The organism is Marinobacter persicus (assembly GCF_900114155.1).
GTDB classification, from domain to species: Bacteria; Pseudomonadota; Gammaproteobacteria; order Pseudomonadales; family Oleiphilaceae; genus Marinobacter; species Marinobacter persicus.
Window position 1 is genome coordinate 239,859 of sequence record NZ_FOSC01000003.1, and the last position, 19,791, is coordinate 259,649.

General features: G+C 57.0%; 16 protein-coding genes and 1 pseudogene. 7 read left to right on the plus strand and 10 right to left on the minus strand.

The window, feature by feature from the left end:
• The first annotated feature begins 3 nt into the window (after nucleotides 1-3).
• From BMZ63_RS04775 to sthA, 3 genes are read left to right on the plus strand one after another with little or no spacing between them, the layout of a single operon-like run.
• The gene (locus tag BMZ63_RS04775) at nucleotides 4-1,056 is read left to right on the plus strand and encodes an FAD:protein FMN transferase (protein ID WP_091702362.1); all 1,053 of its coding nucleotides are present in this window, start codon (nucleotides 4-6) and stop codon (nucleotides 1,054-1,056) included.
• An 11-nt stretch (nucleotides 1,057-1,067) separates the two neighbouring features.
• Complete coding sequence (gene nqrM, locus BMZ63_RS04780) at nucleotides 1,068-1,307, plus strand: (Na+)-NQR maturation NqrM (RefSeq protein WP_091702365.1); 240 nt, start codon at nucleotides 1,068-1,070, stop codon at nucleotides 1,305-1,307.
• 59 nt (nucleotides 1,308-1,366) lie between these two features.
• Nucleotides 1,367-2,758 carry a Si-specific NAD(P)(+) transhydrogenase gene (gene sthA / locus BMZ63_RS04785; RefSeq protein ID WP_091702368.1) on the plus strand — a complete coding sequence of 464 codons (1,392 nt, stop codon included), beginning with the start codon at nucleotides 1,367-1,369 and terminating at the stop codon, nucleotides 2,756-2,758.
• Nucleotides 2,759-2,786: 28 nt separating this feature from the next.
• Here sthA and BMZ63_RS04790 read toward each other — a convergent pair whose 3' ends face one another.
• The 5 genes from BMZ63_RS04790 to BMZ63_RS04810 form a co-directional block, all read right to left on the minus strand.
• On the minus strand, nucleotides 2,787-3,563 hold the full coding sequence (locus tag BMZ63_RS04790; RefSeq protein ID WP_091702370.1) for a glycerophosphodiester phosphodiesterase: 777 nt from the start codon (nucleotides 3,561-3,563) through the stop codon (nucleotides 2,787-2,789).
• A complete protein-coding gene (locus BMZ63_RS04795; RefSeq protein WP_091702373.1) occupies nucleotides 3,560-4,687 on the minus strand; it encodes a 3-deoxy-7-phosphoheptulonate synthase in 1,128 nt (375 codons plus the stop codon). The genes BMZ63_RS04790 and BMZ63_RS04795 overlap by 4 nt, the downstream gene beginning before the upstream one ends.
• A gap of 14 nt (nucleotides 4,688-4,701) precedes the next feature.
• Nucleotides 4,702-5,151 carry a tellurite resistance TerB family protein gene (locus tag BMZ63_RS04800; protein ID WP_091702376.1) on the minus strand — a complete coding sequence of 150 codons (450 nt, stop codon included), beginning with the start codon at nucleotides 5,149-5,151 and terminating at the stop codon, nucleotides 4,702-4,704.
• A gap of 20 nt (nucleotides 5,152-5,171) precedes the next feature.
• Nucleotides 5,172-6,167 (minus strand): tRNA dihydrouridine(20/20a) synthase DusA, encoded by a 996-nt coding sequence (gene dusA, locus BMZ63_RS04805; protein ID WP_091702379.1) that lies wholly within the window; start codon nucleotides 6,165-6,167, stop codon nucleotides 5,172-5,174.
• Between the two features lie 69 nt (nucleotides 6,168-6,236).
• The gene (locus BMZ63_RS04810) at nucleotides 6,237-8,798 is read right to left on the minus strand and encodes a putative bifunctional diguanylate cyclase/phosphodiesterase (RefSeq protein ID WP_091702382.1); all 2,562 of its coding nucleotides are present in this window, start codon (nucleotides 8,796-8,798) and stop codon (nucleotides 6,237-6,239) included.
• 257 nt (nucleotides 8,799-9,055) lie between these two features.
• On the opposite strand from BMZ63_RS04810, the pseudogene BMZ63_RS04815 reads away from it, so the two are divergent.
• Together BMZ63_RS04815 and BMZ63_RS04820 are read left to right on the plus strand one after the other, a co-directional pair.
• Nucleotides 9,056-11,489, plus strand: a pseudogene (locus BMZ63_RS04815) (DUF3427 domain-containing protein).
• A complete protein-coding gene (locus tag BMZ63_RS04820; protein WP_091702384.1) occupies nucleotides 11,486-13,171 on the plus strand; it encodes a class I SAM-dependent methyltransferase in 1,686 nt (561 codons plus the stop codon). Before BMZ63_RS04815 ends, BMZ63_RS04820 begins: the two are co-directional and overlap by 4 nt.
• 77 nt (nucleotides 13,172-13,248) lie before the next feature.
• Here BMZ63_RS04820 and rnk read toward each other — a convergent pair whose 3' ends face one another.
• From rnk to BMZ63_RS04840, 4 genes are all read right to left on the minus strand, one after another.
• Entirely contained in the window at nucleotides 13,249-13,638 is a 390-nt protein-coding gene (gene rnk / locus BMZ63_RS04825; RefSeq protein WP_091702387.1) for a nucleoside diphosphate kinase regulator, read from the minus strand.
• A gap of 138 nt (nucleotides 13,639-13,776) precedes the next feature.
• Nucleotides 13,777-15,060 carry a type II toxin-antitoxin system HipA family toxin gene (locus BMZ63_RS04830; protein ID WP_091702536.1) on the minus strand — a complete coding sequence of 428 codons (1,284 nt, stop codon included), beginning with the start codon at nucleotides 15,058-15,060 and terminating at the stop codon, nucleotides 13,777-13,779.
• Entirely contained in the window at nucleotides 15,053-15,367 is a 315-nt protein-coding gene (locus tag BMZ63_RS04835; protein WP_091702390.1) for a helix-turn-helix transcriptional regulator, read from the minus strand. Before BMZ63_RS04835 ends, BMZ63_RS04830 begins: the two co-directional genes overlap by 8 nt.
• A 100-nt stretch (nucleotides 15,368-15,467) precedes the next feature.
• On the minus strand, nucleotides 15,468-16,631 hold the full coding sequence (locus BMZ63_RS04840) for a trans-sulfuration enzyme family protein (RefSeq protein ID WP_091702393.1): 1,164 nt from the start codon (nucleotides 16,629-16,631) through the stop codon (nucleotides 15,468-15,470).
• A gap of 173 nt (nucleotides 16,632-16,804) precedes the next feature.
• Between BMZ63_RS04840 and selD the strand changes: the two genes are divergently transcribed.
• Together selD and BMZ63_RS04850 are read left to right on the plus strand one after the other, a co-directional pair.
• Complete coding sequence (gene selD, locus BMZ63_RS04845; protein WP_091702396.1) at nucleotides 16,805-17,842, plus strand: selenide, water dikinase SelD; 1,038 nt, start codon at nucleotides 16,805-16,807, stop codon at nucleotides 17,840-17,842.
• Nucleotides 17,843-17,917: 75 nt separating this feature from the next.
• Nucleotides 17,918-18,832, plus strand: coding sequence for an AEC family transporter (locus tag BMZ63_RS04850; RefSeq protein WP_091702398.1), 915 nt, complete (start codon nucleotides 17,918-17,920; stop codon nucleotides 18,830-18,832).
• On the opposite strand, the gene BMZ63_RS04855 is transcribed toward BMZ63_RS04850, so the two are convergent.
• A complete protein-coding gene (locus BMZ63_RS04855; protein ID WP_091702400.1) occupies nucleotides 18,809-19,759 on the minus strand; it encodes a zinc ABC transporter substrate-binding protein in 951 nt (316 codons plus the stop codon). The two genes, BMZ63_RS04850 and BMZ63_RS04855, sit on opposite strands and share 24 nt — an antisense overlap.
• Nucleotides 19,760-19,791 lie beyond the last annotated feature (32 nt).

Here is a 19,791-nt window from a genome sequence, read left to right on the forward strand (position 1 = left end):
GCGATGACAACCGGCATGAACAGACCCGTCAGGGCCGCCATCACCAGTGCATTCTTTGCGCTGGTGATGGCGGCCCTGGCGGGTTGCTCGTTTCAGGACGAGGAAAAAATCTGGGAAATATCCGGCGGCATCTTCGGTACGCGCTACCACATCAATGTGGTCTTGCACGAGGATGAAGAGCGGCTGCGAAACTTGGCCAGCGGCATTCAGGAAGAGCTTCAGTCGGTGGACCAGGCCATGTCCACCTGGAAAGACGATTCGGAACTGTCCCGCTTTAACCAGAAATCCGACCAGAGCCAATGGACCGAGGTTTCCGGACCGCTGTTCGAGGTGCTGTCGGAGGCCCGGCGTATCGCGGAAATGACCGACGGGGCACTGGACATCACCATTGGCCCGGTCGTCAACCTGTGGGGGTTTGGCCCCGATGCCAGGCCGGAAACCGTGCCGGGAGAAGACGCGCTGACCCGGGCCCTGGCGGAGACAGGTTGGCAGCACCTGGAGCTGGATGCCGGGCGCCAGGCTATTCGCTCGGAGATTCCGTTGTATCTGGATTTATCAGCCATTGCCAAGGGTTATGGTGTGGATGTGGTGGCCCGCTATCTCGACAAGCAGGGCGTGGCAGCGTACCTTGTGGAGGTTGGTGGTGAAGTCCGGGTAAATGGCCGCAAGCCGGATGGCAGCGCCTGGAAACTGGCGGTTGAACAGCCGGTGGAAAATGGCCGTGAGGTTAATCGGATTGTCGCGCTTGAGTCGCAGGCCATGGCCACCTCCGGCGATTATCGTAACTATTACGAATCGGAAGGGCAGCGCTATTCCCATACAATTGACCCGAAAACGGGTAGACCGATTCAACACCGGCTGGCCTCGGTGACTGTCATCAGCGAAAGCAGCATGACTGCAGACGGGCTGGCTACTGCGTTTAATGTGATGGGCCATGAACGTGCCATGGCCCTGGCAACGCGGGAAAATATTCCCGCCTACTTCATCGTGCGGGCCGAGGACGGGGGCTTTGAAAGCCATCAAACTCCGGCGTTCGGCTCGTACCGCGTTCAGTAAAGGAGGGCGCAATGGGTACTTTTCTCCTGGTGCTGGGTATCGTTGTGCTGCTGGTTGCAGCTATGTCTGTCGGCGTTATTTTCGGCCGTAAACCGATCAGTGGTACCTGCGGTGGTATTGGTGCTTTGGGCATCAGCACATCCTGTGAAATTTGCGGTGGTAATACCCAGAAATGCGAAGAAAGCCGGGAAGAGTCCGGCAAACCCCAGCCTGAAGATCTTGCCTACGACGCGACCCGGACAGATAAATAATCCCTGTCCGGGGTCTGGCTAAACAATTCTTACAACGTGCATAAGGAGTGACTGCGCAGATGGCAGAACATCATTACGACGTTGTCGTTATCGGAGCCGGTCCTGCTGGCGAGGGTGCGGCCATGAATGCGACCAAGCATAACAAGCGTGTCGCCATTATCGAGGACAAGCCCCAGGTAGGCGGCAACTGTACCCATTGGGGTACCATTCCCTCCAAGGCTTTGAGACACTCGGTCAAGCAGATCATCACGTTCAATACCAACCAGATGTTCCGCGACATCGGCGAGCCGCGCTGGTTCTCTTTTCCACGGGTACTGCAGAATGCCCAGAAGGTTATCGGCAAGCAGGTGAAGCTCAGAACCGGTTTTTATGCCCGCAATCGGGTGGATCTGATTAATGGCCGTGCCTCTTTCCTGGACAAGAACCGTATTGAGGTCCGGGGCAACAAGTCGGTGGAAGTGCTGAACTTCAAACAGGCCATCGTAGCCACCGGTTCACGCCCGTTCCTGCCGCCGGATGTGGATTTCCGCCATCATCGCATCTACAACTCCGACTCCATTCTGAATCTGTCGCACACACCGCGCACGTTGATCATCTTCGGTGCCGGCGTTATTGGTTCCGAGTACGCCTCCATCTTTGCCGGTCTGGGCGTGAAGGTGGATCTGATCAACCCTGGCAGCCGCATCCTGTCGTTCCTGGACGATGAAATCTCCGATGCGCTCAGCTATCACCTGCGCAGCAACGGGGTGCTGATTCGCCATAACGAGATGTACGAGTCGGTCGAGGGTGACGATCACGGGGTGGTGTTGTCACTGAAGTCCGGCAAGAAAATCCGCGCCGATGCCTTCCTGTGGGCGGCCGGCCGCAGCGGTAACACCGACAACCTGGGCCTTGAGAACGTTGGGCTGGAGGCTAACAACCGTGGCCAGCTGGCCGTGGACAAGCATTACCGCACCGAGGTCGAGAACATTTACGCGGTGGGTGATGTGATTGGCTGGCCGAGCCTGGCCAGTGCTGCCTATGACCAGGGTCGTTCGGCCGCCTCTGACATCGCCCAGGACGAGTATTTCCGTTTTGTAAACGATGTGCCTACCGGCATCTACACCATTCCGGAGATCAGTTCGGTGGGCCGGACCGAGCAGGAACTGACCGAAGCCAAGGTGCCTTATGAAATCGGCAAGGCGTTTTTCAAGCACCTGGCCCGGGCGCAGATTACCGGCGAATCGGTGGGTATGCTGAAAATTCTGTTCCACCCGCAAACCAAGGAAATTCTGGGGATCCACTGCTTTGGTGACCAGGCGGCCGAGATCGTACACATCGGCCAGGCCATCATGAACCAGAAAGGGGAGGGTAATACCCTGGATTACTTCATTAACACGACCTTCAACTACCCGACCATGGCCGAGGCCTACCGGGTAGCGGCGCTCAATGGTCTGAACCGGATCTTCTGATGCCGGCCATGCCCCGGCCGGTGTTTTATCACGCCGGTTCGGGGCTCTGTGATTCTTCTTTGGGCAGTGTCAGCAGCGCCTGTGCCCGGTTCTCAAAGTAGGTCCGGGTGCTGGTGGGATAGTCGGTAATGATACTGTCCACGCCGATATCCTCAAGTTTCAGTATGTCGTGAATGCGGTTTACCGTCCAGGCGGAAACGTGCATGTCGAGGCGGTGTGCCTGCTCCACCAGACCGGGCGTGAGAATTTTCCACTTTGCGCAGAAATACTCGCACCCCAGGCGTTTGGCCAGGTTCAGCGGTTTCGGGAACCGGCGCTCGGCGACCAGGCCAATGCGAATGTCCCGGTTACGGCGGCGTATTTCCCGCAAAAAACGCGGGTCTGAAGAGGTCACCGCCACACGGCGGTACAGATCCCGGCGCTGAATGATTTCGGTCAACCGGTTACACAGAATGTTCAGGCGCGAACCGGTGTCTTTTTTCACTTCCAGTTGCAGGTGTTCCAGGTCCGGGAACTGGTCCAGCAATTGTTCCAGTGACGGAATGCCGGTTTTGGTGGGCCAACCGGTGACGTTGCGACGGGCGTCCATATTCGCCAGTTCGGCGACGGTGTAGTTCCCCACATTGCCCTTGTGGCTGGTGGTGCGGTCAACGGTTAAATCGTGTACCAGTACCGGCACACCGTCTTTGGACAGCACCAGGTCCAGCTCGAAATGCCGTATGCCCTGCCGGTAGGCATGGTAAAAGCCTGGCAGGGTATTTTCGGGGGCTTCTCCCTTGGCCCCCCGGTGACCATAAACGATCATTCTGCCGCACTGCTCCTCAGGCGATGGTAAATGGCCTGGCGTTTCTTCCAGGTTTCATGGCACAGGCGAATGTCTTCCAGGTAAGCTGGCAGTTCGTGCATCAACAAGGCCTGTGGGCCGTCCACCAGCGCCTTTTCCGGCTTCGGGTGGAAATCCACCAGCACCATGTTGGCGCCGGCAATCACCCCCTGGGCGGTGGCGTGCATCACATCCAGGATGCCGTCCGGGGATTGCTCGCGGCTGCCCACCGAGTGGGAGGGATCCACGCACACGGGCATGCGGGTGAGCCTCTTTACCGCCGGCACATGGGCAAAATCCACCATGTTGCGGTGTGGCTGCCCGGCTTCGGTTTTCATGCCGCGCAGGCAGAAAATAACATTGGCGTTGCCTTCGCTGGCCAGGTATTCCGCCGCGTTCAGGGATTCGTTCAGGGTGATGCCAAAGCCCCGCTTGAGCAGCACGGGGTAGGTGCTTTGCCGGCCAATGGCTTTCAGCAACTCGAAGTTCTGGGTATTGCGGGTGCCAACCTGCAGCATGACGCCGGTGGGGCGGCCGAGTTTTTCCAGGCAGGTGTCGATTTCCTCGATATGGCTTTCATGGGTGATCTCCATGGCGATCACCTTGATGCCGTGCTTGCCGGCTTTCTCGAATACCCAGGGCAGGCAGCCCTTGCCATGACCCTGGAACGAATACGGGTTGGTACGCGGTTTGTAGGCGCCCATGCGGGTGCAGACCTCGCCGTTGTCCTCTAGCGCCTGCATCATCATTTCCACATGCTCGGGTACGTCCACCGCGCACAGCCCCGCGAAAATATTCAGGTTGTCCTGGCTGAACTCTACGCCGTTGTAGGTGAAGCCGCTCTGGCGGTTGTCGTCCTTGTGGCGGCCGAGAATGCGGTAATCCTCGGAAATGCGAATGGCTCGCTCGACCGCCGGCAGCGCTTCGATTTCTTCTTTGTCCAGGGTTTTTGTATCGCCCAGCAGGTAAATCTCCGTCAGCCGCTGGCTGGCACCCTGGACCTCGTGCACCCGCAGGCTGACACCCGGCAGGTTTTCCAGGTAATGCATGGTCTGGCGATAGGCGTCGCTGTCCAGCGGCGTATTGGGGTGAAGAATGGCTAACATGGCGTCTCCTTGTATTAACCCGCGGCGTTTTCAGCCTGGTGCCTGGCCTGCATGAATTCACGATGATTAAGATGCAGCAGGTCGGCAATACGGCGAATAAGGTGTTCTTCGTATTTGTCGATACGGCCATCGGCAAAGGCAACCCGCCAGATACTGACCAGTAGCGTGTGCTTTTCATCGTGGCTCAGTGTCTCGTTGATCTGCCCGGTGAACTCGTAAAGGGAAACCGCGTCGTCAGCGTGGGCCAGGGCGTCGTCCAGAATTTCCCGTGCTTCCTCGCGGGTGATCTGGTGGGCTTTGACCGCGCAATCGACAATGGTTTGCAGCTCGCGCTCGTCCCGGTCATTATCGACGCCGGACAGCTGCACCATCAAGGCCGTGGCAGCCACGGCCAGCTGGTGATCATCGGGTTTGGCTGGTTCGGCTTCGGGGGCGGCGAACAGTTGTTTCAGGCGCTCGATCATGCAGGCGGTTCTCCGTACTGTCAGGATTCGCGTACTTTGGCCAGGGCGTCTTCAATCACTTCCAGGCCGCTGCCGGGTTTGTGGGCATTCTCACTGATGTGTCGGCGGAACTGGCGGCCGCCGGGCATGCCGTGAAACAGCCCCATCACATGGCGCGACATGTGGGTGAGGTACACCCCCCGTTCCAGCTCCTGTTGAATGAACGGCAACATGGCCCGCAGGGCTTCGTGCCGGCTGGCAACGGTTGGCGGTTCACCAAAGAACTCGGTATCCACCGAGGCCAGCAGCCAGGGGTTGTGGTACGCCTCTCTACCGAGCATAACACCGTCTGTGTGTTGCAGGTGCTGATGGCATTCATCAAATGTTTTAATGCCGCCGTTAATGATAATTTCCAGGTGCGGGTATTTCTCCTTCAGGCGGTACACCCACTCGTATTTCAGCGGCGGAATGTCCCGGTTTTCCTTGGGGCTCAGGCCTTCCAGCACGGCAATGCGGGCATGAACGATAAATGTTTCACAGCCGGCGGCGGCCACCTTTTCGATAAACTCACACAGCTCGTCCCAGGACTCCCGACCATCAATACCAATGCGGTGTTTGGCGGTTACCGGCAAATCGGTGGCCGCTTTCATGGCCGCGACACCCTCAGCGACTTTGTCCGGGTAGGCCATCAGGCAGGCGCCGATCATGTTGTTTTGCACCCGGTCACTCGGGCAGCCCACGTTCAGGTTCACTTCATCAAACCCGAACTGCTCGGCAAGCTTCGCGCAGTGAGCCAGTTCGGCCGGATCACTGCCGCCGAGTTGCAGCGCCAGCGGGTGTTCGGATTCGTGATAACGCAAAAAGCGCTGGGTGTCGCCGTGAATCAGCGCGCCGGTGGTGACCATCTCGGTGTAGAGCAGCGTGTGGCGGCTTAGAATTCTCGCAAGGTAGCGAAAATGGGGCGTTGTCCAGTCCATCATCGGGGCAACGCTGAACTTGCGGGACAGAGCCGCGGGGGCAGGGGAGTTTTCTTGCATGATGATTAGCTACTACTGTTCGCTGTATGGCCGGCTATAGAGGGCGAACAGTGTAGCAGGAAACCGGGCTCACTCAGAGCCCGGCATCTCGCGCTTGGGTCGGCCAATGTGGAAGCCCTGGGCGTAATCAATGCCCACGTCCCGGACCATTTGCAGTACTTCCTCGTTTTCCACAAATTCCGCCACGGTTTTGAGCTTCAGCTTCTTGGCCAGGTCGGTGATGCTGACCACGAAGGCCAGATCCCGGGGATCGTTGGCCATGTTGGCAATGAAGTCGCCCTCGATCTTCACAAAATCAATCGGCAGGTACTTCAGGTAGTGGAACGATGAGAAGCCGGAGCCGAAGTCGTCAATCGCCAGCAGGTAGCCGGAGTCTTTCAGGCTGCGCACAAAGTTTTCCAGCAGCCCCATGTTTTTCACCGTGTCGCGCTCGGTAATCTCGAACACAATACGGCCGTGGTCCAACTGGTAGCGGTCTGTCAGGTCATGCAGGGTTTGCAGGAAATCCCGCACCAGTATGGACCTCGGCGAAAGGTTGATGAACAGCAGCCCTTCATAACCCGTGTCGCACACGTACTTGAAGGCCTTCTCCATCACGATGTAGTCCATCAGGTGAACTTTGCCCATGGACTCGGCAATCTCGATGAACTCGCCCGCTGTCATCAGTGTCTCATCCGGCAACTCGATGCGGCTGAGTACCTCCATTGCTGGAATGTCGTCACCATTTGGCTGAATGGGCTGGAACACCGGCACCACGCTGTGGTTTTCGATGGCATCGTTCACCAGCACCATCTTCTGGTTCAGGTCGTTGAAGATTTCCGCCACGTCTTCCTTGTGGGGCAGGCTGATACGGTTCTTGCCCTGGCTCTTGGAGCGGTACATCAGGTTGTCCACGAACATGAACAGGTCTTTGCGGTTCTCCGCGTGGTCCGGGAACAGGCCCACGCCAATGGAACCGGTAACCCGCACCACGCCGTCCTGCGGGGTTTCCAGGCTGAAGTCCTGCATGCATTGCAGCAGCCGTTCGGCCACCTGTTGGGCGTGTTCCAGGCTGGTTTCCGGCAGTACCACCACAAATTCGTCGCCGCCGTAACGGGCCAGCACGTCGCCAGTGCGCAGGACGCTTTGCAGCTCCAGTGACAGCTGGCGCAGCAGCTTGTCGCCGGTGGCGTGACCGTAGCCGTCGTTGATGGCCTTGAAATTGTCCAGGTCGAGCATCAGCAGCGCCACCTGGTAATCATGGCGCTGGCAGCGGTCCAGTTCGTAATCCAGCAACTCCCAGAACATGCGCTGGTTGTAAAGGTTGGTGAGCGGATCCCGGGTGGCGTAGTACTCCAGATCCCGGGTGTACTTGTAGATGGCCTTCACCGAGCCCACCACGTTCAGCAGGGTGGACAGTATGCTCTCCAGTACCAGCAGTTTGGTGTTGTCCTTGACGATATCGGCGTGCACGCCAATGCCGACAATGCCGCCGATTTTGGGGGTTTCTACCAGCAGCGACTTGGTTTGAAGCTCAATTTCCGCCGGCTCCAGCTCCAAAGGCGGGCCTTCGGAATGAACGCTGTTGTGGTGGATGATGACCTCGCCCGGCAGGCCGAAGTGCTCGTTACCCTGCAGACGATTTCGGATGGCTGTTTCCATCATCTTGCGGGTGTTGTCGGAAGGGGGCTTCATCCAGAAGATTTCCAGGTCAAACACCTCGTCGTCCACCTTGAAAATGGAGAACATGGTGTAAATCTGGATCACTTGGTTGATGTCGAGCATCAGCATGTTGATGTATTCGCGCCAGTCGCGCACCACCTCGGAGGTGATCACGAACTTCTCCAGCAGGCGAATCTCGAATTCGAGCAAATCCTTGTCGACCGCTATGCCCTGCAGCCGCTCGGCCAGGGTTTCCACCTGGTGGAAGATCTGGTTCAGCTCCCGGAAGCCCAGGTCCTCATTTTCCTTGGAGAGCTGACTCAGGTCCTGCAGGGTTTCCACTTTCTTGATGCGCTTGCTGAGCTCGTCCACCGAATGGTTGACCCGGAATGTGACGGAACGCACCGCCCAGAAACCGAACAGGATCGGCAGGGGGGAAAGCACCAGCAGATAGTAGAGCAGGTTGCGGCTGGCAATATCCATTTGATCGGTGAGGTTCTGCTTCACCTCGATTACACCCAGGGTGTCACCCACTTCGGCGTTGGTGTGACACTGCAGGCAGGAGTTCTCAGCCTTCAGTGGATGCAGGTAGCGCTGTTCGTTGCCGTAAGTGCGTTTGATCACCTCGCCGGAGCGCATGGCATCGCGAATGGCTTTGTCCATCTGTGGCTGGTTGATCTCGCCGTACAGCTCGGTAACGGTCTCGCCCCGGTAGACCATCACATCCATGGCGGCATCGGATTTCTTGGGGCTGGAAAGCTGCTCCATGAACTGCTCCAGTTGCTCGCGCGTCCAGCCCTGGCTCATGACCAGGTACATGGAGTTGAACGTGCTTTCCGCCACAGACTTGGCAATTTCATCGGCACTGGCGCGAATGCTGGCCTCGTAGGCCAGGCGGCAAACGAACAGCAGAATCAGAAAGCCGATGGCCGAAAACAGAAACGTGCGGGTCAGCAGGTAGCGCTGTATAGACGGTGCAACTCGGGACATACCTTGGGAAAACTCGTTTTTGTGTTTGCTGCGGATTGTACGTATCTGCGGAGGAGGGGTCTGTCGTCCTTTTGGCCAGATTTGATTCTGGTCAAGGTTTGGGTGGGGAGGTGGTGCCGTGGGAAATACCCGGCAGTTGTTGGAAATCGTCGCAGAGATCGTTACTGTTCCTGCAACCCTCGCTAGCATACCGGCGAATATGGTGAGGAAGACTGCCAGGCGGTGATACAGAGCGCTGTCAAAACGGAAGGGAATTGATGCAGCAAACCGGAATCTACGAACAGCTAATTACCAAGCTCATCGAAAGTCGCCTGGACAGAGACAAGTTTTACGTGGGCGAGCGCGAACTCAACAGCGCAGAAGCCTCAGTGTGGCTGTCACGTTTTCTCTCCAACATTCTGGAGTTTGCCATTGAATCCGTGCCCTCCGGTGACAATCGGCTGCAGCAGCAGATTGATCTTTCGAACCAGTTGCTGGTGTGGCTGAAGAGCCGGATTTCAGACGAGGGTTTTCTGGATGAGAATCTTTTGGAAGGATATTCTTGAGCAGCTATCTGTCGAGAGGGACGTGCATCAGCGTTTCCGTAACCTCGTCGTGGCCGCCACCGGCACTGGCAAGACGCTGATTTCGGCGTTTGATTTTCAGCGCTTCATGAAAACAAAACCAAACGCCCACTTTTTGTTTGTGGCGCATCGTGATGAAATTCTGCGGCAGGCCCGTGAAGCCTATCGTGGCGTGCTGCGCAATAATGCCTTCGGTGAGCTCTGGGTTGGCGGCCAGTTGCCCGAGCATTACCGCCAGTTGTTCGTCTCCATTCAGACCCTAAATAACCAGCTGGACCAGTTGAAGCTGACAGAAGGCTATTACGACTACATCGTGATCGACGAAGTGCACCACATCGCTGCATCCAGTTACCGGACGGTACTGGAGCACTTCTCGCCTGAGATACTGCTGGGCCTGACCGCGACACCGGAGAGGCACGACGGTGGCGATATTCTCAGTGACTTTGGTGGCGTGATTGCCGCCGAACTCCGGCTGCCGGAAGCCATCAACCGCCGTCACCTCTGCCCCTTCCAGTATTTTGGGATCGATGACGACACCGACCTGCGCACCATTCCCTGGCACCGCGGCCGCTACGATGTTGCTCAGTTAACCAACCTGTACACGCATAATCAGAGCCGTGTAAACAAGATCCTGCGCAGCCTGCGGGAAATCGTCACCGACATCACCAGCATGAAAGCTCTCGCTTTCTGCGTGAGCCGTGAACACGCAAACTTTATGGTGCAACAGTTCCTGCTGCACGGTATCAAGGCTGATGTGCTCACCAGCGACAACAGCCACGAGCGTCAGCAAAAGCAGCAAGCCCTTCGCTCAGGGCAAATCAACGTACTGTGTGTGGTCGATATCTTCAACGAAGGCGTCGATATTCCGGAAGTCGATACCTTGCTGTTCCTGCGCCCAACCGAGAGCCTGACCATCTTCCTGCAGCAACTCGGCCGTGGACTGCGTTTGGCCGATGATAAAGACTGCTGCACTGTTCTCGATTTTGTAGGTAACTCTCGGCCCGAGTACGACTTTGCCAATAAATTCCGGGCATTGGTGGGCAAGTCAGAACGCTCGATCACCGAAGAACTGAAGCAGAGCTTTCCCCATGCACCACTGGGTTGCCGAATTGAACTCACCAGGAAGACCCAGGAAATGGTGCTGAGCAACATCCGGCAAGCCACGCTGACCATAAAGCGGCTGGTGTCTCTTGTTCGGCAGTTCCCGCAGCATTCCACTCGGCCACTCACGCTGAAAAACTTTCTAACGCATCATCCGCACATCGACCCGAACGAGATTTACAAAAGGGGCAGCTGGGCGGAACTGGTGAGCAAAGCGAAAACCGAAGACGCAACCAATGACTGGCTGTTCAAGCTTGCGAAAAAGGCCATCTACAACCGGATTTTGATCTGCGACGATCACCAGTACCTGCTGTTTCTCAAGAAGCTATGCGAGTCCGGGTTTAGCTTGGACGATTCTGGCAACCGTCAGGCGCTCATGTGTCATTACGATTTCTGGCAGAAAGCAGGGCCAGAGCTGGAATTTGATTCGCTCGCCCAAAGCCTGGCGGAACTCGGCAACCTGGGCCTGGAATCGGAGCTGGTGGATGTGCTCGACTGGAAACTGGCTAAAACCAGGCACGAACAGCCGACTATGCCGGAGTTGCAGGAAGTCCCGCTGCGGTTGCACGCGCGTTATTCCCGAGAGCAGATTCTGGTTGGCTTTGGGGCGGTGACGTTCGAAAACCAGCCGTCATCGAGGGAAGGTGTTTATGTCATTCAGGATAAGAACATGGAGCTGCTGTTCGTCACTCTGGACAAGAACGAAAAGCAGTTTTCGCCAACGACCATGTACCACGATTACGCGATCAACGAGCAGCTGTTTCACTGGCAGTCCCAAAACAGCGCTCGGCCTGACCGGGGTAAAGGGAAGGACTATATTCAGCACCAAGCCATCGAAAAACGGTTGTTCCTGTTTGTCAGGGAACAGGCGAAAGACGAATATGGTCGCACCATGGGGTTTGTGAATTACGGTGAGGTTAATTACGTGTCTAACACTGGATCTCAACCCATGAGTATTACCTGGCAACTCCGAACACCGATGCCGAATTTTATGTGGCAACAAGCAGCGAAATTAGCAGCGGCATGAGTCACGAACCCTACGACAAAAACGCTCAAAAATTCTTCAATCAGTATCAGTCTCTGACCTTCGAGCAGGTTCACAGTGACTGGCTCTCTCTGTTGGAAAAGAGTTCGGGTCTTGCTCTCGACGTGGGCGCGGGCAGTGGCCGTGATGCGTCAGCCTTGGCGGAACGTGGTTGGGATGTAGTGGCGGTTGAGCCAGCGACGGAGCTGCGCCGATTGGGGGAAGCCGCCACAGCTCGGAAAAGCATCCAGTGGGTGGATGATTCCATGCCGGATCTGGGCGAAATCCGCAAGCTCAGTTACCGGTTTGATCTGATCCTGGTGTCTGCGGTGTGGATGCATGTCTCACCATCGAGTCGTGAACGGGCATTTCGTATTTTGACTGAGCTGCTGGCGCCGTCCGGCATGCTTGTGATCACTTTGCGCCATGGTCCGGGTGATGGGGAGCGGGTTTTCCATGAGGTGAGTAAAGCGGAACTGGACTGTTTTGCACAAAACAGGGCTGTCATGCCGGTTCCGGTACCTGCAGAAAATCGCGCTGACGAGCTGAAACGCTCCGGGGTTTGGTGGGAGACGGCGGTTTACCGCCTGCCGGATGACGGCACCGGGGCGTTGCCAACCTTGCGGCACATTATTGTTAACGATAACAAGTCTTCTACCTACAAGCTGGGCTTGCTTCGGACGCTGGTGCGAATGGCCGACAGCTCCCCCGGACTGATCCTGAATCGAACCGATGAGTGGGTAGAGGTGCCTTTGGGTGCCGTGGGCTTGTTCTGGTTGATGCTTTATCACCCGCTGATTCTTCAGCATCAGCTGCGACAGGCGCCGGGGTCGGGCGGCTATGGTTTTGCCGGTGATGAATTCTATCAGCTGGCACAAATGACACCGCTGGATTTCAGGGTGGGGCTGTCACTTTCGGCAGAGCATGCACCGGTTGTTCTCAAGGCGATCCGGACGGCTGCCGCAAATATTCTGAAGAACCCGGCCCGCTACACAACCTGGCCAGGCAGCAATCGTACGGTTTTTGAAGGCGGGGTGAGCCGTTTCCGGATCCGCAACGAGGCTGTAAGGCTTGATCGGGAAACACTGGCGCGCTTTGGTACGTTTCGTGTGCCGGCCATGCTCTGGGACACTTTCAGTCGCTATGCCTGCTGGGTCGAGCCCGCCATCGTTAATGAGTGGGTGAATTTGATGGGTAGCTGGGAGGCTCGCTATTCATCGGATATTTACCACCGTGCGCTGCAATGGGCTGAAGGCCGTCGGGATACCACATTGGTTCGGCAGCTAGTGGACCAACAGCTGCAAACCGGACATGTTGAGTGTGTCTGGACCGCAAGTGATCTTGGTCGTGTCCGTTATGACATCGACCACTGCTTTCCGTGGTCGCGTTGGAATAATAATGATTTGTGGAATCTTTTGCCGGCATCACAGCGTGCAAATGTGGCCAAATCGGAAAAGCTTCCGGCGGATGCGTTATTGAAAGAGGCGCGGCCTCGAGTACTCGAATGGTGGGACCAAGCTATCATCGGGACAGAACGTGAAAAGCAGTTTTTCGCGGAAGCCGAAGCTGCATTGCCGTTACTGGGCGCGAGCCAATCAGCAGAGAGCGTTTTCGAGGGAATGCTTCAGCAGCGGTTGCGCTTAAAAACCAATTTGCAGTTGGCTGAGTGGATGGGGATGCAGTGATGTCGACGGTTGCACTCCTTGGAGATGCAGGGGTCGCTGCACCGGCGACCCAGTTACTTCAATACTCTCGCTCGCTGTTACGCCCCAGCGCGAGTAACCCCAACCACCTTCAAATGAATCGGCTTACGCCCCTTCATCGGCCACTCAATGCGGTCGCCAATACCTAACCCCAACATGGCGGCGCCGGCCGGTGCCAGGATCGAAACCCTGTCGGAGGCTTCTCCCACTTCATGCGGGTATACCAGCGTCATCTCGTGTTCCTGGTTCGCGTCTTCATCCAGAAAGCGTACACGGGAGTTCATGGTAACGACGTTTTCCGGCATTTCGCGCGAGGGTTTCAGGTCGGCACGGCTCAGCTCTTCTTCCAGGCCATCGATAACGTCTGATGTTCCCTCCATACGTTCGATGAGAGCGGTGAGCCGGTTGTAATCTTCTTCCGCAACAACAATAAACGGCAACTCAGACATGGCTGTCTCCGAAAAATCAAATAGGGATTTGGGTAGTAAAGCGGCCCGGTCGGGATTTGGCGGGGCCTGGAGGTAATCGGTTATAAAGCTGAATCTACCGCTCCGGGGTGGGAATAGCAATGGCTGAAGTGGTGGGCTTCAGCCAATTCTGAAATCGGGGTGTAGTCTCTGCCAGTGGTTGGTCAGGGCCTGTTTGTGATTGGTGGCCATTGGCAACGTTCTCAGCACCTTTGGCCATTCAGCTCGTGCTTTATCGAGTACATCCAGAAGGTGTGGCTGGATAGCGCGCCACGGGATGTTTGATTTCTCCGCCCAGCTCTGGAATTGGGCCATATCGGCGTGGTACCAGTCTTTCGCTCTCCCAAGGTTCAGGGCGAATTCATGTTCGTTTTCCATGTAAACGCTGGTGGTGACTATGTCATAAGCCGGAGACAGCCTTGGATTGACTCTATCCGGGTAAACAACGCTCCAGTTTTTTAGGTGCGCGTCACCATTGGCTAACAACAGGTTGACCAGCAGTCGCCTTGCAAGCTGCTGAACGTCTGCCAAACCGTCATTGCTGTAGCTGTAGAGTACCCGGGCAATTTGTTGGTAGTTTCCACCCTGGTATTTATCGTGCGGGTACTTGGTCAGAATCTGCGCAAAGTCTTCCATGTGAATACGTTGGTCGTTGATGCGGTCAAATCGTTTAATGGCAAACGCGTATTCTTCATTTGGAAGATTGATCTGCGGAAGTTGCTCCACTTGAGCCATCGGCACCAAACGTATTTCTGGAATATTGATGCCGGCGAGCTCGGCCAGGCGCATGGCTGTATATTCGTTTATGGGCACGTGTTTGTGGGTGGTTGACGGTGTTTTGATAATCCACCCGCCCAACTCACCGGTTTGTGCAACCTGGTATCGGCCATCCAGTTCCTGCATGGAGAACTTCATTTGTACCCCCGCCAGAGAAAAGCCATTGCCGGCCGCCTGGAGCCTGGGGGTAGATACATCCGGTCTGCCTCCAGTTTCGAGGACATAACCTCCAGTTTCGAGGACATAAACAGGTACGTTCTCTGGTGATACCGGGGTGGCAATCAAGGCTCCTGGTAAGTCTCGCCCCAGCCAGGACAAGAGTTCGAATTCGTTATCCGGGTGTATCTTGAGAGCTTGAGCCAGAAACTCTCTCAGGGCGCCCTCGGGTAGGAGGTTAGATAGAACAGGGTGCAGTTTTTGTCGACGCACCCAGGGCGACGCCATCACTTCGGAGGACTTGGGAAACGCGGGATGGGTGATCAGGCTAAATGTCGGGCGATCACTTGAGGCCTGATACTCAGGGCTGAATGTAAGGATGCTGCGGCCATCCCGAAAGCCGGTCAGGTAGCCAACGGTGGTGTTGTGCAGGCTTAGCTTCAAAACGCGGGCATGTGGGGTTTCAGTCATCATCATCCCCAAGTAGCCCGCGCCAGGGATCGTCAGCTACATGGTTTGCCTCTGGCTCTTTGGCGGCTGACGCAGCCGTTTTGCCCGCGATAACGGCCTCTACCTCAAGAACCTTTTCCTCCGGCACCAGCATGACTTGCATTTTCATGCCTTTGGCGACCAATTCGAGTGTTTCCAGGCGAGGGTTACCGCCGGCTTCGAGGCGCTGGTATTGTTGGCGCGGCATGCCAATGCGCATTTCCATATCCTGCTGACGCAGACCGAGCGCTTGTCGCCGCTGTTTCAGTTGGTGATGAACTTTGCTCACGGGGTTTCCTGGGGCATCTTATCTGTTTCATTTTCAATCTAATGAATCATATTAGTTGCTTTATAGCATAATGCAACGGTTGAGATGTTTTGCCCGCAAGTTACGCCAAAGCCTGCTGCAGATCGGCAATGATATCTTCCGCATCCTCCAACCCCACGGACAACCGCAACATGCCCTCACCAATACCCCGCTGTTCCCGCTCTTGCTGACTCAGCCCGTAATGGCTGGTGGCGCAGGGCTGGCTGACCAGGCTTTCCACGCCGCCGAGGCTGGTGGCCAGCAGGAAGACTTTCAGGTTGTCGGCGACATTAGCGGCGGCTTCGCGCCCGCCGGTCACGTCGATGCTAAGCATGCCACCGAAGCCGGTCATTTGCTGTGTGGCCAGTTCGTGGTCGTCAAACGAGGACAGGCCCGGGTAGTGCACTTTCGTGACTTTCGGATGCTTCTCCATTGCTCGTGCCACGGCCAGGGCGTTTTCGTTGTGCTGGCGGATGCGCACCGGCAGGGTGCGCAGGCTGCGGGAGAGCAGGGCGGCGGTTTCCGGGGCAAGCAGCTGGCCCAGGTTCTTGCGCCAGGCAGCCACGGGTTCGGCCAGTTGCTGGCTGGTCATCAGCGCGCCGGCGGTAATGTCGCTGTGCCCCCCTAGGTATTTGCTGGCGCTGTGCAGAGCCAGATCCGCCCCCAGCTCCAGCGGTTTCTGGTTGATGGGGCTGGCAAAGGTGTTGTCCACCGCCACCAGCGCGCCGTGTTGGTGGGCGACCTCGGACAGTTTGCCGATATCCAGCAGGCGCATGTTGGGGTTGGCCGGGGTTTCAAAATACACCAGTTTGCCCGGTGCATTCAGGTGTTCCGCCAGTTCGTTTTGCTGTTCCCGGAACAGAAAAGTAACCGAAATGCCCAGAGCCTGGCAGTGGTTGATCAGAAACTCCTGGGTACCGCCGTATAAATCGCCCACGCAGACAATGCCCTTCCGGCCATGAGCCAGAAGAGTGGCGGAGATAGCGGCCATGCCGGAGGCAAATGCCAGCCCGGCTTCGGCATTTTCAAGCCCGGCCAGGCCCTGCTCCAGCTCCTGAATGGTCGGATTGGTGCCCCAGCGGGTGTAAAGGTTGCCCTCGGTTCGCTTGCCAATGACATCCAGCAGCGCCTGGGTGTTCTCGAACCGGTAGGTGGTGGTGTTGTAAACCGGTGAGTAGGGGCTGCCGTGCTGGTCCTGGTGGCGGCGGTTGTGGATGATACGGGTGGCGGGGCCTGGGGTGGTCATGGGGTTTCCTGTATTAGTGGGATGCTGACTAATGCTGAGTCTCAGGGAGCTATTATTCAGTAGCCAGTACCGCAAAACGATCATTCATTGGTTTAAGCTTCTCGCAAGTTGCTCCTATCTGTAAACTTGACCGTATTGTTCAAGTAATTCCCCAACAAAAGAAGGAACACGCCTTGTCCATCAAACTGACCGAGTTCAGCCACGGCGCGGGCTGTGGTTGCAAGATTGCCCCTGATGTTCTTGACCGCATTCTGCATACCGATGCGCCGGAATTTAAAGACCCCAAGTTGCTGGTGGGCAATTCCAGCCGGGATGATGCGGCCGTGGCGGATGTGGGCAATGGCCTGGGCATTATCAGCACCACGGATTTTTTCATGCCGGTGGTGGATGACCCGTTTGATTTTGGTCGCATTGCGGCGGCGAATGCCATCAGTGATGTCTATGCCATGGGCGGCAAACCGGTGATGGCCATTGCCATTCTTGGCTGGCCTGTGGACAAGCTGGCACCGGAAATCGCCGGGCAGGTGATTGATGGTGGCCGGGCCGTGTGTGCCGAGGCGGGTATTGCCCTGGCCGGTGGCCACAGTATTGATTCGCCGGAGCCGATTTTCGGGCTGGCGGTGACCGGCCAGGTGCCGGTGGACCGCATTGTCCAGAATGACACCGCGCAGCCTGGCGATTTGCTGTACCTCACCAAACCGCTCGGTGTGGGCATCCTCACCAGTGCGTCCAAGAAGGGTAAGGTGAGCGCTGAAGATCTGGCCGTGGCGGTCAAGAGCATGTCTACCCTGAACAAAGTGGGCGAGGTGTTCTCCGAAATCGACGGCGTGAATGCGATGACGGATGTGACCGGTTTCGGTCTGGCGGGCCACTTGCTGGAAATTTGTCGTGGCAGTGGGCTGAAAGCGACCGTCAGCCGCAAGGCAGTGCCGGTGTTGCCGAATCTGCAGCCCTATATTGATGCCGGCTGCATTCCTGGCGGCACTCATCGCAATGCCCACGCGTTTGGTAATGCCATCTCGGGCATGACCGAAGCAGACAAGCTGGTGTTCTGTGACCCGCAAACCAGCGGTGGCCTGATGGTGAGTGTGGCGCAAAGCAGCCGCGAAGCGTTCGAGGCGAAAGCCCGCGAGCAGGGTCTGGAGCTTCAGCCACTCGGCCGCCTTGAAGAAGCAACGGGCGAAGAAAGCCTGGTGTTCATAGAAGACTGAGCCGGGTTTTCGTAAAGTAAAAGCCGCGTTCGGATGGCTCCGGCGCGGCTTTTTGTGTTTTCAGGGAGAGTGGAAATGCCGGTAGTTGTGCAGGCGTTGTTTCCGGTTTTTGCGTTGATTGTACTCGGCCATTTGCTGCGCAGGTGGAATTTCCCGGGTGGCGATTTCTGGCCGCGGGCCGAGCGTTTCACCTATTACGTGCTGTTTCCTGCGATGCTGGTGTTCAAGCTGGGGCAGGCGCGCCTGCCGGCTTCGGCCTATGGCGACACGGCGCTGTTGATCGGCTCCATGCTGGCGGTGATGACGGTGGTGCTGGTGGTCGCACAATGGTTCTGGCGTTGGCGCGGGCCAGTATTTTCGTCGGTGTATCAGGGCGCAATTCGTTTCAATTCGTACGTGGGGCTGGCGGCCGGTGGCATGTTGCTGGGCGATGAAGGTCTGCAACTCACAGCCATTGCCGTGGCGATCATGGTGCCGCTGCTGAACCTTCTGTGCATCGTGATGTTTGCGCTGGTGGCGGATGAGAGTCGTATCGATCCCGGCAGGATGCTTAAGGCCATTGTGACCAACCCGTTGATTGTTGGCTCGGTGTTGGGGGTGCTTTGGGGCTATTTTGAAATCGGCTTCCATCCGTTGCTTGCCGGTGTGCTGGAGCCGTTGAGCAATCTGGCGTTGCCCATGGGGCTGATGACCGTCGGCGCGGGCCTGCAACTAAGCGCGTTGCGGGGCAGTGCCACACCGTTTGTGGTGGCCTCGGTCCTGAAGTTGTTGGCTTTTCCGGTAATCACTGCCGGTCTGGCCCTGTTGCTGGGTCTGGAAGGGACACTGGTGCAGGTGGCGGTGTTGCTGGCAACGCTGCCCACCGCCACCTCGGCCTACATTCTGGCCCGCCAGCTGGGCGGGGATGCGCCACTGATGGCGGGCATCATCAGCGGGCAAACCTTGCTGGCCATGGTGTCGATTCCGTTACTGCTCAGCGTGTTGTGGTGAGCATTTGAGAACCGCATCGGCAATGCTTTGCTGGAAAGCCAGGTAACCGTCCCGGTTGCTTTCGATGTCCATGGCCAGTGGGTCCCAGGTGCTGAAGGTCACGTTCAGGCCTTCGGTGATGGAGCGCCACCACTGACGGTTGAATTGTGGCTCGGTCAGCAGGCAGGGCTGGTTGGCCTGTTTCAACTGCTTCTGAACATCGGCAATGTGCCGCGCACCAGGTGAAAGCTCCGGGTTCAGGGTCAGAACGCCTTTCAGGTTCAGATTGTAGTGCTTGGCGAAACGCTCGAAGGCGTTGTGGTATGAGAACAGGCTGATGTCTTCCAGCGACGCCAGTTGCTCTTCAATGGCGTGTTCACGTTTTTCCAGGTTTTGCTCAAAACTGGCCAGGTTGCTATCCAGCTGTTGCTGATCAAATTCCTCCAGGCTGCTGAGTTTGGCGTGAATGTTACGGGCCATTTCCAGTGCCAGTGCGGGGTCCACCCAGATGTGCGGGTCTTCCCCTTCGCCGTGATCGTGGGCATGTTCGTTGTGTTCGTTGTGGCCATGGTCGTCATGCCCGTGTTCGTTGTGTTTTTCGTGTTTGTCTTCTTCCTCGTCGTCTTTGTCTGCTTTGGTGAAGGCGACCACGCGGCCTTCAAATTCCTCGCTGGCCAGCAGGCGCTCCAGGAAGGTTTCCATGTCCGGCCCCACCCAGAAAATGGCATCGGCGTTTTGCAGGGCGCGGCGCTGGGAAGGTTTCATGCTGTAGTTGTGCGGGCTGGATCCTGGCGGCACCAGGGTGGTGACGTTGGTCTCATCGCCGGCCACGGCTTTGACAAGCAGTTCCAGCGGCTTGATGGAAGTGACAACGTTGGCGGCCGAGGCCGGCGCTGCGGCAACCAGTGAGCCCAGGCCAAGGGCCAGGGCGGTGGCTTTGATGTTCATGGTCGAATCCTGTTGCTTTTAGTGAATGTTAT

Coding starts and splice junctions, on each gene's coding strand:
- BMZ63_RS04830 (WP_091702536.1), bottom strand. CDS start 15,060: ATGACTGAAACCCCACATGCCCGCGTTTTGAAGCTAAGCCTGCACAAC.
- dusA (WP_091702379.1), bottom strand. CDS start 6,167: ATGCAAGAAAACTCCCCTGCCCCCGCGGCTCTGTCCCGCAAGTTCAGC.
- BMZ63_RS04840 (WP_091702393.1), bottom strand. CDS start 16,631: ATGACCACCCCAGGCCCCGCCACCCGTATCATCCACAACCGCCGCCAC.
- BMZ63_RS04775 (WP_091702362.1), top strand. CDS start 4: ATGACAACCGGCATGAACAGACCCGTCAGGGCCGCCATCACCAGTGCA.
- nqrM (WP_091702365.1), top strand. CDS start 1,068: ATGGGTACTTTTCTCCTGGTGCTGGGTATCGTTGTGCTGCTGGTTGCA.
- BMZ63_RS04795 (WP_091702373.1), bottom strand. CDS start 4,687: ATGTTAGCCATTCTTCACCCCAATACGCCGCTGGACAGCGACGCCTAT.
- BMZ63_RS04810 (WP_091702382.1), bottom strand. CDS start 8,798: ATGTCCCGAGTTGCACCGTCTATACAGCGCTACCTGCTGACCCGCACG.
- sthA (WP_091702368.1), top strand. CDS start 1,367: ATGGCAGAACATCATTACGACGTTGTCGTTATCGGAGCCGGTCCTGCT.
- BMZ63_RS04790 (WP_091702370.1), bottom strand. CDS start 3,563: ATGATCGTTTATGGTCACCGGGGGGCCAAGGGAGAAGCCCCCGAAAAT.
- BMZ63_RS04820 (WP_091702384.1), top strand. CDS start 11,486: ATGAGTCACGAACCCTACGACAAAAACGCTCAAAAATTCTTCAATCAG.
- rnk (WP_091702387.1), bottom strand. CDS start 13,638: ATGTCTGAGTTGCCGTTTATTGTTGTTGCGGAAGAAGATTACAACCGG.
- BMZ63_RS04855 (WP_091702400.1), bottom strand. CDS start 19,759: ATGAACATCAAAGCCACCGCCCTGGCCCTTGGCCTGGGCTCACTGGTT.
- BMZ63_RS04850 (WP_091702398.1), top strand. CDS start 17,918: ATGCCGGTAGTTGTGCAGGCGTTGTTTCCGGTTTTTGCGTTGATTGTA.
- BMZ63_RS04800 (WP_091702376.1), bottom strand. CDS start 5,151: ATGATCGAGCGCCTGAAACAACTGTTCGCCGCCCCCGAAGCCGAACCA.